The organism is Mesorhizobium sp. M4B.F.Ca.ET.017.02.2.1 (assembly GCF_003998955.1).
In the GTDB taxonomy this organism is placed as follows: Bacteria; Pseudomonadota; Alphaproteobacteria; order Rhizobiales; family Rhizobiaceae; genus Mesorhizobium; species Mesorhizobium abyssinicae.
In genome coordinates this window covers 1-9,740 of sequence record NZ_RZOF01000250.1, presented here as the reverse complement: position 1 = coordinate 9,740, position 9,740 = coordinate 1, and the positions used below count along the sequence as shown (strand labels likewise).

Here is a 9,740-nt window from a genome sequence, read left to right as displayed (position 1 = left end):
ACGTTGGTCCGCGCCTCGTCTGCGGTTGGACCCTGTTCGCAGGCGGCAACTCCGACCGCCTCAAATCCGCTGTCTTCATATTTCTCCTGCAGTTCAATCAAATGGGGCATGGCGTCGACACATGGTCCGCACCAAGTCGCCCAAAATTCAACGAGGTAGACCTTGCCGGGCCGAAAGTTCGTGAGGGGCTCGCCACGCAGCCAGTTCTCCACTTTGATCGGAGGAGCCGGGGATCCCATACGCAGTTCCATGTTCGTATCCAAAGTTATCACACACCTTTCGTGTCTTTTGTCGCGAGTTGGTTTCTCTGTAGAATCGGAAGACGGATCTCGAGGCAATCGCTCCTCTGGCTTGCTTCAGCGAAGCTCTCACCGTGTTGCCGCACATCAAGCTGCAACGGACGTGCCAATTCCCTCAGCTCCGGTAAGCGGCGGGAAATGCTTTGAAAATTCTCCACGAGCCCAAATACGGCCGATTGTCGTGAACCCGACATGTCTTCTGCCGCTGTCGGGTTTCGCCCTATCACTCTTGAGAGCTTGGACGGCTCGCCTGTGATTAGACTGGCCTCGGTCCTCGAGCAGTGGCAGTTTGGCGCCAGTTCGAAAGCGCGAACTCCACGGCTTGGTCCTCGTGCCGCCACCGCCGCGTGTGGATTCTTGCCCCGGAGTCATAATTCGCCTCCCGGTGCCAACGGCGGCATTGCGCTCGATCCGCGTGGCGTTGAGCCCCGACAGCACGTAATGCTGCACCAATTAGCGGATGCCCGTCGCTGCCTCCACTTCTCCAGCCAAGCGTCGAACGACGCTACCTGCCCACGTTCGAGCGCGACCGCGGAATCGCAGTCTGCCGAACGTCAGCCGTTGCGAAAGGTGTAGCCGTACCCGTTGATCGCCGGCGCGCCGCCTAGATGTGCGTAGAGGACCCTCGATCCATCTGGAAAGAAGCCCCTCTGGACGAGGTCGATCATCCCTTGCATCGATTTGCCCTCGTAAACGGGATCGGTAATCATGCCCTCGAGCCGCGCGCACAGACGGATTGCCTCTTTGGTTTCCTCCGATGGAACGCCATAACCCGGGTACGCGTAGTCCTTGAACAACACCACGTCTTCCTCGACAATTTCCGCTCCGAGGTGGACGAGCTTCGCTGTATTTCGGGCGATGCCAAGCACCTGCGCCTTGGTCTTGGCGGGCATGGCGGAGGCATCGATACCGATCACGTTGCGCTGTCGACCATCCTTGGCGAACCCGACGAGCATGCCGCCGTGGGTTGAACCAGTCACCGTACAGACGACGATATAGTCGAAGGCAAACCCAAGCTGCTCTTCCTGGGCACGCACCTCCTCAGCGAACCCCACATAGCCCAGGCCGCCGTATTTGTGGACAGAGGCGCCGGCAGGTATCGCATATGGCCTGCCGCCCCTTGCCTTGACCTCATAAAGTGCCTTTTCCCAGCTGCGGCGGATGCCGATGTCAAAGCCCTCGTCAACCAGGCGCACCTCTGCCCCCATGATGCGGCTCAAGAGGATATTGCCGACCCGGTCGTAGACGGCATCATCATGTGGGACCCAGCTCTCCTGGACCAGGAGGCATTTCATGCCGATCTTGGCGGCGACCGCAGCGACCATGCGCGTATGGTTGGACTGCACGCCACCGATTGTGACGAGCGTATCGGCATCTGACGCGATCGCGTCGGGCACAATGTATTCGAGCTTGCGCAGCTTGTTTCCGCCGAACGCGAGACCGGAGTTGCAGTCCTCGCGTTTGACGTAGATTTCCACCTTGTCGCCCAGATGCTTGCCGAGGCGGTCGAGCCTCTCGATCGGCGTGGGTCCAAAGGTGAGCGGATAACGTTCGAATTTTTCCAGCATGCTATCTCCAGCAAAAAAGTACCTGAACCGGCTACGCACCGGTCAGCCCAAGGGTATGTGTGATCAAAGACACCCGTCTTTCGAAGCGGGTGCAGAAGTCGTTCATCGGTAGTGCAGCACCGAGTTTGTCATTGCGACAAGCACACCGCATCCGGCGTGCTGCGATGACTCTTATGTGCCTAATCGACCAACCACCCGCATCTCCCGGCCTAAGGACAAACCGAATGTGGTCGCGTGTTAGCCGAACACAGATTCCCTATACGATCAGCTCAGTCATCAGAGGGGGACCAAAATTGGTGTGGGTCTGAGCACTGATCCTGTCATCCGCGCATCAAAGCAGCAGCACATGCTGGGCATTCGACCAAGCCGGGACACAGCTGAAATTGCATTCCGCAGTTGATCAGAGTCAGACGACTGGTACGAAGCTTTCCTGGAACCATCGACATGCTGGCGGCTGAGGCGAGTTCCACGAGCGCGGCTAGACTGCCAGATCAGAAAGAGCACGCTGCCGAAATAGCAGGCCTGAAGCAGCAGCGAACAGGCCAGCGTCGTGACGACTGCCAGACGGAGCGAATCCAAAGCGACGTAAACAATCAAAGCATTGCTGCACAGGACCAGCCCCAGGAGCCGACAAAAGGATGTGAAGTGCAACGCCGTTCTCCTGGTTTTTCGGCCTGATCATGCTGCGAGCTCGTCGGCCGCAACATGCGTCTGGCAGTTCTTGGGGCAGACGCGGCCGCAGGCTCCGCAGCCGATGCAGCGGCCGGCATTGTCGACAACCATGATCATGCGATTGAGCTCGCCGTCGAAATCGTCGTCCTCGTCATCGCAGGGGCCGAGGATTTCACCCGCGTCATCGACGCCGTGAAGATGCATCACATCGCGCGAGCAGACCTTGAAACAACGGCCGCAGCCGATGCAGGTCTTGCTATCGATGAAGGTCAGGTACGACGGCATCCAAATGGAGCCGTCACGGGTGGTGAATGTGCGCATCATCCTAAATTCTTCATTGAAGCGAGTTCTCTCTTGGCAACATCCAACTCGGCATAAACGGCGTGGGTTTTCTCGGCGACTTCCTGTATGTCGGCCCACTTGCCCGGCAGACCCTCGACAAGGTCCTGCAATGCCATCTTGGCAATAGCTGCACGCAACTGGAGCTTTCGGACTTTCTTCCTCATCTTATCTAGGTCTGACATAGATCCTTCCTGGAACAATGGTTTTCTTGATGCGCGCCATCTCGGGCTAGGCTTCAATGGCTGCAGTCGCATCGTCGACCAGTTTCGTACCGGCCTCAGCCAGTTTGCGGAAAGTCTCGAAGCCGAACCGGTGGACGTCTCGATAGAACGACCAACCGCCGAAACCCCCCAGGGGTTTCATTCCAATTATTGGCGACGTCGACACGCCGGAGCGCTCCTCAATCGCAAGCGCCACGGCGGTGTAAAACATGTCGAGCCTCCACAGCGCGTCCGAATCAGGATGGCCGATGAGAGGGGTCGCACATTGCTGTTCCTTGGTGATGATGAATTCGGCCAGCAGCTCGGCGTCCGAATTGCCTTCCCATAAGCCGAAGGAATCCTGAGTACGGATCAGCCGCAGAAGGCATTTGACGAACGGGCGAGCAAGGGCTTCTTCGTCCTTGTTGACAGCAGGGCCAACCGGTGCATGAGGCATTTCGTTGTTCCTCATTTCAGTCTTCGTCTTCGAGGGACGGTTTCCTTTTCCTGCGATGCCCACTCCGGGCCCACTTGCGTGGCCGACGAATGGCTTGGGCGGGTCAACCCCAACCAAGAGTGCCCCGTGGCCGACCTCGACATGTCCACGAGTGCGAGACCTACGGCGCGAATTCGCGGCGCACATCGTCTGCGCCGCGATCCGACCGGTGGTCAACGCAATTGAAATCCAACCTGCCGCAAGCCGCCCGCCCTTGCTGCATCGACATACTTGCTGCGAAGCGAGCCTCGATGGGCGGATTGGCCAGTGTTCAATTCCAATTGTCATCCCCTTCGCGAACTTTGCTCAGGAAGTGACTGCGTTTTGAGTTTCGAAAGCCTTATTTTGCGGAGCCACACAGATATCTGCGTGACAGGCGGGCTCACCCGTGTAGTTGGCCAGGGCTTGAAGCAACGGGGTGAGGTAGTGCTGTTTGGTGTGGTCCGGCATTGGCTCCGGGTGGTCCAGCGATTTGATTGCTACCTCGATCAGCTCGATCGCGCGATCCTTGTTGCCGCTCTCGTAATAATACTGAGCGACCGGGATGTACCAACGGAACTTAAGGGGCCCGTCGCCTTGCGGAGGATTAAGTTCCAGGATCTGTTCTGAGAGCTCGTTGCCCATCGCAAAGCGATCATCATGCGGAAGATGGGAGTTGTCGATCGTGGGATCGAAGAGTTGGTTCAGCGCCATGACCATCCAAGACATCGCTTCGAACTTTTTGTCGATCGCGTCCTCGACCAATTGGCGCATAAGCGGCAAGCCGGTTTTGATGTCGCGCAGCTTGTGAAGCACAAGATCCGCATGAATCTGCCGAAAATGATAAGATTCTGGCATCACGGCGAGGCCTTCTTCGATGGCCAATAGTGCCGCGTTCCAATCCTCATCCTGCATCGCCGGCCTAAGTTTGGCGTATATCGGCCGGGTAAGCGACATTTCGCGCGCTTCACTTTGGTTATCCGCGATTCGCTTTGCATCGGCGGCTTTCGCTTCATAGCTGCTGCGCCAGCTGCCGTTAAGGACTTTCGGCAAAACGTCATCGAGTTCCGCCGGGTGGCCGATAAAAGCGATGTGGCCGTCGCGGTCGACCACGAACGAGGTGGGAATCCCGATCGAAGAGCTGGGATCCATCCAGAGCTTGTTCATTTCGCCAGTGTAATCGAACGCGATACGATAATTCAGATTCGGGAACTTCTCGGTCAGCCAGGCATCCACGTTGGTCCGTGCCTCGTCCGCGGTTGGGCCCTGTTCGCTAGCTGCGACTCCGATAATCTCAAATCCGCTGTCTTCATATTTCTCCTGCAGTTCAATCAAATGGGGCATGGCGTCGACACATGGTCCGCACCAAGTCGCCCAAAATTCAACGAGGTAGACCTTGCCGGGCTTAAAGTTCGTGACGGGCTCGCCACGCAGCCAGTTCTCCACTTTGATCGGAGGAGCCGGGGACCCCATACGCAGTTCCATGATGTTCTTATCCAAAGCTACCCACACCTTTCGTGGCTTTTATGCGTAGTTGGTTTCTCTGTCAGAATCGCAACACACGGATCAGGAGGCCATCGCTCGTCTTGCGCGTTTGCATGCGATTCAGCCCTCTCACAGTGTTGCCGCCCATCAAGCAGCAATGGGCGTGCCAACCCCTCTCAGCTCCGGTAAGCGGCGGGAAATGCTTTGAAAATTCTCCACGAGCCCAAACACGGCCGATTGTCGTGGACCTGACATGTCTTCTGCCGCTGTCGGGTTTCGCCCTCTTGAGCCAGCCGCTTTAGGACAGGTGAGAGCTTGGATGGCTCGCCTGTCATTAGACTGGCCGGCGTCCTCGAGCAGTGGCACTTTGGCGCCGGGTCGAAAGTGCGGGGCGGCTTGGTCCTCGTGCCGCCACCGCCGCGTGTGGATCCTTGCCTCGTGGACATAAATCACCACGCGGCTGGCAAGTCGGCGGCATTGGGCTCAATCAGCGCGGCGTTGAGCCCCGACAGCACGTAATGCTGCACCAATGTATCGGATGCCCTTCGCTGCCTCCACTTCTGCAGCCAGGCGTCGAGCGACGCTACCTGCCCACGTTCGAGCGCGACTGCAGTAATCTGCGCCGCAGGATAGCCAGCCGCCATTAGAAGGTACTTGGGTCGGATAGGCGTTCTGCCAGCAAATGAGGTCCGCTGTATTTCCTCGCGATGGATCACAGGCGTTCTCGGGTGATCGGGCACTATGCAAGGCGCGTCACGCTGACTAGCGCCTCGAACCACACCGGTAAAGACGGCGAGGCTAACACGACGGATATCGCAAGATCCCTTGAAATGTCTCGTTCCCCCGGCGGAGCGCGTCCAGCTCACCTTGCGGGCGTACCAGCGCCGAATGGGTACGCACGACGTCAACCTGCCTTTGGGCCCAGAGCCTCCTTGCCCTAGCCGCATGGCCCCGGCTGGTCGAGAATTTCTGGTCGTCGAGCAGTAGAACTCTTTCACATGATGGCGAATGCGCGGCGTCCAGTGGGAGAACACCTCGGCATAAAGAGCGTTACTTCCCGGGCCGACGGTGGTGAAGCATAGCGCCCCGGTCGGAGCTATTTGCCTGAGGGGCGGAGGTCCTCTTGCGCAAAAGACACGTCCTCCCAATCCGCAAGCGGTCCTGTTCGGCGCTATCCGATGTCCGACAACGTCGGAGGCGTAACGTAGCTGAGCAAGATCTATCGCTTTGCCTCGAACGATTCTCATTTGGCATGGCGCGTGCGCGTTGATCCGCAAACCCCGCCATGAGGCGAAATCGGAGCTGGCCGCCACTCCACTTCCTCCTACCACGAGAGCAGACGGGAAGCAGCGCCTTCAAATGAGGAACAAAATCACTTTACCTCGAATCTTGCCTCTCGACTACAACCGGACCCATGGAACCGCGTCCGCGACCATACAATGAGTGCGCCCCGAGGCAATGGCCCAGCGCAAAATGGCTACGCGCGATCACGCCATGCATCCAGGCTAACGAAGGCACCTCGGAGAGCCTCGCCGCCATCATCGAGACCTATCTAAGCCCACTTGAGCCAGCACAAAGGAATTTCAAACATGCACCAAGATACCGTCCGTGGGAGAGCTTTCGCCATGCCCCTGACCAGCCCGGCCTACCCACCCGGCCCATATCGCTTCAGCAACCGGGAGTATCTGATCATCACATATCGCACCGATCCGCAAAAACTGCGCGACCTTGTGCCGGAGCCGCTTCAGGTGTGCGAGCCTCTGGTCAAATTCGAGTTCATTCGCATGCCGGACTCGACGGGCTTCGGCGACTACACGGAAAGCGGACAGGTCATCCCTGTCTCCTTCTGCGGCCGCATGGGGAGCTACACCCACTGCATGTTTCTCGACGACCATCCGCCGACAGCGGGCGGACGCGAGTTGTGGGGCTTTCCCAAGAAGCTCGCCAGCCCAACGCTCCGAACAGAGACGGACACGCTTGTTGGCACGCTGGACTACGGCCCGGTCCGCGTCGCGACGGGTACGATGGGCTACAAGCACCGGGCCGCGGACCTTGCGAGCGTTAAGGCCTCGCTCGCCGACCCGAACTTCCTCCTCAAAATCATCCCGCATGTCGACGGCACGCCGCGCATCTGCGAACTCGTGGAATACCACCTGGAGGACATCGATCTGAGAGGCGCCTGGACCGGCCCGGCAGCCCTGAACCTCTGGTCGCATGCGCTTGCCCCCGTCGCCGAACTGCCGGTGCTGGAAGTAGTCTCGGCCGTACACCTCGTCGCCGATCTCACGCTCGCGCTCGGGAAGGTCGTCCACGACTATCTCGCGGAAGCCGAGCCTCGCCATCGGAAAGGAAGAAACCATGAACTTTCACAATGATATTTTGTTGAACCAGCGCGACGGGGAGCCGGTGGCCGGCTTATCGACAAGGTGGCGGTGATCGCCGAAGCCGCGAGCGGGGTCGGCAAGGAAAGCGCGGTTCGCCCGCGAGGGAGCAAGAGTGGTCCGCGGATCTTGATCACAGCGAAGTCCAACAACGGCGTCCGGGATCGATCGATTGACGAAAAATGGTTGCCAGGGTGAGAGGCAGGTGGAACGCGGCTGATGCAGGCAATCGAAACCTTCGGGCGCCTCGATGTCCTGTCAGCAACGCCGGCGTCCAGAACGTAGCGCCGCTTGTCGAGTTCTGCCACAAGGCGCTTCCCGCCCGTGATAGGCTCCATCTCAGGGGTGTCGGCGAACTCAATGTCACCAAAATCAGTGTAAGGCTCGGCCTGCTGTTCGGCGTCTGCCTCAGAGGCAGACGCTCGCCCCTGTCGCCGATATCGCCGTAAAGACTCGGCCGGCAGGGAGGTGGACTACGACCTACCTTGAACTTTGCTTTCTACCGTCGTCAGATGAAGCGAGCCGAAATGTTGCGCCGCGTGCTGATGACAAAAATTCTCGGCGGCTCGAACTTTACCTCTCGCGCCTCTACGACGAGGTTGCACGAAAAGCGCGGCCTTGCCCACTCGTCATCACAAGAGCGACACGGGCCGACATGGCGGCCGAAACGCTCACCTCATGCGCAACCTGGTTAAGAAGCTGGCGCAAACGGGGCCGAGCGAGGCGGAACTCGAGCGGACGAGGATGAAACGCCCAAATCCTCAAAGAGACGGCCCGCATCGAGAAAAGCCGTGCCTGCCGAGATCGGGCAAGGGCGGGTAGCCAACGCTACCCAGCCGTAGGGAAACCCGTGATCACGCTTTAGGCACCCAATAACGATAATGGAAAAATCTGCGCGAAACGGTCGCACCGGTATTGACATTAATTGACACACCCCGCGAACACTTGCATAAGCCACATAGCGGTAGTGACTAGGTGCATGCCGCACCCAATTTTTTCCCTAGGGCGAGGTCAGATCTATGGCGGCACTGGCAAAATTCAGACCAGTTGATTCCAGCCAACACGATAAGGACGAACTCCGCGAAATCGTCCGTGAGCGCTCTTTTCGATCCGGACGCTACACGCTCTCGTCGGGCATAGAGAGCGACATCTATTTCAATATGAAGCCTACCATGATGATGGCGCGAGGCGCGCAACTTGCCGCTCTTGAGTTCCTAAAAATCGCTGAGCAAGTGAAAGCAGAGTACGTCGGCGGCCTTGAAATGGGAGCGGTCCCCGTAATCGGATCGATGGCAGCTGTCAGCTCGGCGATGAACAAACCCATAAACACGATCTTCGTTCGCAAGACTCCGAAGTCTCATGGCACAAGGGACGTGATTGAAGGTCTTGGGCCCAAAGAAGATCTCGAGGGAAAAGTCGTCCTGATCGTTGACGACGTTGCCACAAGCGGCAAGTCGATATTGAAGGCGATTGAAGAGGTTCGCCGCGTCGGGGGCATTGTAGGTGACGCAGCTTGCCTCGTGGACCGTGACGAGGGAGCTACGGAGCTGCTAGCCCAACATGGGGTCACGCTGCATTCCGTTCTGCATGCGAGCGAATTTGTGGAACGCCACTGACAATCTCATACAACGGCTTTCCGGCGACCTAGCCTTAGAGGACATTCCGCCGCTTTGCAGCGAGTGCAGGCGCCTCGCGAGTAAGGGCGACTGCCCTTGCCCATCCTCACTGCTTTTGGTGCAACATATGCTGGCTGCCGTTCACCAGCGGCTTGACGCCATTGACCACCTTTCTGAGCAAGGCGCCATCAGACTGAAGGCTTTTACCGATTATCTGGCGACGGTCGTTCGAATAGCTTCAGAGCGCGGAGACGCGGCACCCTGGATCGATCTAGCCAGCCGGTTTAGCGCCCTTTTCGGTCCCGACGAGGTTGCCCATTAATCTAGTGCTTATCGCTTTCCATGAACGAGCAGCCTCGGCGGCATCGCGTCATGGATCGCCAGCGGCATGCCGGCGCATGATGCGAGCGTAAAAGCGCCGAGCAGCCGGTGCTGAATCTCGGACGTGACGACGCCGATTGGCGCGATGCGCGTTGGCACGGGCCCTCGTGCCCAAGCATGGTGCGTTCCCATTCCGCGGCATCATGCTCGCGATCCCGTCTGTGCCGTGCTCAAGCAAGCGAGCCCGAGCGAACCGCCCCGGGGTAGCGGATTTAGACAATCGTTGGTGGAGTTGGCTGGCAAATTGGCGAGTTCGGCCTTTGGTTGGAAGACCGGCTTGCGGCGGGCCAACGAAAAGGAATTGGCGACACTGGAGTATGC

Annotated in this window: 10 protein-coding genes; 2 read left to right on the top strand and 8 right to left on the bottom strand. The window is 58.6% G+C overall.

Annotated elements, in window-relative coordinates; all coding sequences use genetic code 11:
* The 8 genes from EN738_RS24495 to EN738_RS24460 form a co-directional block, all read right to left on the bottom strand.
* Positions 1-251, bottom strand: a 251-nt coding sequence (locus tag EN738_RS24495) for a TlpA disulfide reductase family protein (RefSeq protein WP_145966919.1), incomplete at its 3' end; no start/stop codon positions are given.
* 602 nt (positions 252-853) lie between these two features.
* On the bottom strand, positions 854-1,867 hold the full coding sequence (locus tag EN738_RS24490; protein WP_127285954.1) for a 1-aminocyclopropane-1-carboxylate deaminase: 1,014 nt from the start codon (positions 1,865-1,867) through the stop codon (positions 854-856).
* 276 nt (positions 1,868-2,143) lie between these two features.
* Positions 2,144-2,464, bottom strand: coding sequence for an exopolysaccharide production repressor protein (locus tag EN738_RS24485; protein WP_281015797.1), 321 nt, complete (start codon positions 2,462-2,464; stop codon positions 2,144-2,146).
* Between the two features lie 81 nt (positions 2,465-2,545).
* Positions 2,546-2,863, bottom strand: a complete 318-nt coding sequence (fdxB, locus tag EN738_RS24480; RefSeq protein WP_189523724.1) for a ferredoxin III, nif-specific — start codon at positions 2,861-2,863, stop codon at positions 2,546-2,548.
* Positions 2,860-3,063, bottom strand: a complete 204-nt coding sequence (locus EN738_RS24475; protein WP_029356497.1) for a CCE_0567 family metalloprotein — start codon at positions 3,061-3,063, stop codon at positions 2,860-2,862. The genes fdxB and EN738_RS24475 overlap by 4 nt, the downstream gene beginning before the upstream one ends.
* A gap of 46 nt (positions 3,064-3,109) precedes the next feature.
* A complete protein-coding gene (locus EN738_RS24470) occupies positions 3,110-3,553 on the bottom strand; it encodes a DUF269 domain-containing protein (RefSeq protein WP_245466523.1) in 444 nt (147 codons plus the stop codon).
* Positions 3,554-3,883: 330 nt separating this feature from the next.
* Positions 3,884-5,041, bottom strand: coding sequence for a TlpA disulfide reductase family protein (locus EN738_RS24465; RefSeq protein ID WP_127285952.1), 1,158 nt, complete (start codon positions 5,039-5,041; stop codon positions 3,884-3,886).
* A 449-nt stretch (positions 5,042-5,490) separates the two neighbouring features.
* Positions 5,491-5,685, bottom strand: coding sequence for a hypothetical protein (locus EN738_RS24460; RefSeq protein WP_029356503.1), 195 nt, complete (start codon positions 5,683-5,685; stop codon positions 5,491-5,493).
* Between the two features lie 945 nt (positions 5,686-6,630).
* Between EN738_RS24460 and EN738_RS24455 the strand changes: the two genes are divergently transcribed.
* Positions 6,631-7,416 (top strand): acetoacetate decarboxylase, encoded by a 786-nt coding sequence (locus tag EN738_RS24455; protein WP_029356505.1) that lies wholly within the window; start codon positions 6,631-6,633, stop codon positions 7,414-7,416.
* A gap of 1,025 nt (positions 7,417-8,441) precedes the next feature.
* Positions 8,442-9,038, top strand: coding sequence for an orotate phosphoribosyltransferase (gene pyrE, locus EN738_RS24450; RefSeq protein WP_126057655.1), 597 nt, complete (start codon positions 8,442-8,444; stop codon positions 9,036-9,038).
* Positions 9,039-9,740: the final 702 nt, after the last annotated feature.